The sequence below is a fragment of the Nocardioides sp. B129/18 genome (assembly GCF_055282735.1).
Genome location: NZ_JBUZJI010000019.1, coordinates 1 through 1,300 on the forward strand (window position 1 = coordinate 1; position 1,300 = coordinate 1,300).

Below are 1,300 nucleotides of genomic sequence, written 5' to 3' on the forward strand. Positions count from 1 at the left end.
GACGCGCACGTCGCGCTGTGGGACGCCCGCCCCGAGAACCAGCGCAACATCCACGGCAAGCAGTTCATCGACTGCTTCTACGACTACCACCGCAACCTCTCCCCGGAGAGCGAGCTGTGGAGCTACGAGGACTATCTCTACCAGGGCGGCGAGCGTCTCCTGCACGACCTCTTCGAGGTCGGATACGTCGACCACGCGATCTTCCAGCCGGCCAACCTGTGGGAGTTCTACCACCGCGGCTTCGGGCAGACCGAGGAGGCCAGCAGCCTCGCGGCCGCCCACCCCGACAAGCTCACCTACAACCACTACTTCGACCCCCGCGACGGCGAGGCCGGGCTCGACCAGCTCCGTGCGAACGCCGAGCGCTTCGGCCTCAAGGGCGTGAAGCTCTACACCGCCGAGTGGCACGGCGACTCCCGCGGCTGGCGCCTCGACGACCCGTGGACCTACCGCTACCTCGAGGTGGCCCGCGAGGTCGGCATCAAGAACATCCACATCCACAAGGGCCCCACGATCCGCCCGCTGGACCGCGACTCCTTCGACGTCTCCGACGTCGACCACGTGGCCACCGACTTCACCGACCTCAACTTCGTCGTCGAGCACGTCGGGCTGCCGCGCCTGGAGGACTTCTGCTGGATCGCCACCCAGGAGCCGAACGTCCACGGCGGCCTGGCCGTCGCGATGCCGTTCATGCACACCCGGCCGCGCTACTTCGCCCAGATCATCGGCGAGCTCATGTACTGGATCGGCGAGGACCGCATCCAGTTCTCCTCCGACTACGCCCTGTGGACGCCGCGCTGGCTGGTGGAGACCTTCGTCGACTTCCAGATCCCCGAGGACATGAGCGAGTACGCGCCGCTCACCACGGTGGCGAAGAAGAAGATCCTCGGCCTCAACGCCGCGACGATGTACGACATCCCGGTGCCGGCCGAGCTGCGGCTGCCCGCCGACGAGGCCGACTCCGGCGAGACCGCCACCGGCCCGCGCGAGCCCGAGCGCGCCGACCTCGCGGGGGTCGCCGGATGAGCGCGGTCACCCTGGAGCGTCCGCTCGACCAGCGGGCCGACGAGGCGTTCGCGGCGATGCACGTCGTCGTCGACCCCGAGCTCGACGAGCCCATCACCGACCTCGGCTTCGTGCGCTCGGTGCGGGTCTCCCAGGGCCAGCAGGGCGCCGTCGTCGAGGTGCACCTGCGCCTGCCCACGTCGTTCTGCTCGCCGAACTTCGCCTACCTGATGGCCTCCGACGCCAAGGACGCCCTCACCGCGCTGCCGTGGGCGGGCGAGGGGGGGGGGGGGGG

Annotated in this window: 2 protein-coding genes; both read left to right on the forward strand. The window is 69.7% G+C overall.

Annotation, left to right across the window (positions count from 1 at the left end):
* A partial coding sequence (locus tag ACZDWJ_RS13615; protein ID WP_463521537.1) for an amidohydrolase family protein occupies positions 1 to 1,026 on the forward strand: 1,026 nt, incomplete at its 5' end.
* Positions 1,023 to 1,300, forward strand: a 278-nt coding sequence (locus ACZDWJ_RS13620; protein ID WP_463521539.1) for an iron-sulfur cluster assembly protein, incomplete at its 3' end; no start/stop codon positions are given. The genes ACZDWJ_RS13615 and ACZDWJ_RS13620, both read left to right, overlap by 4 nt.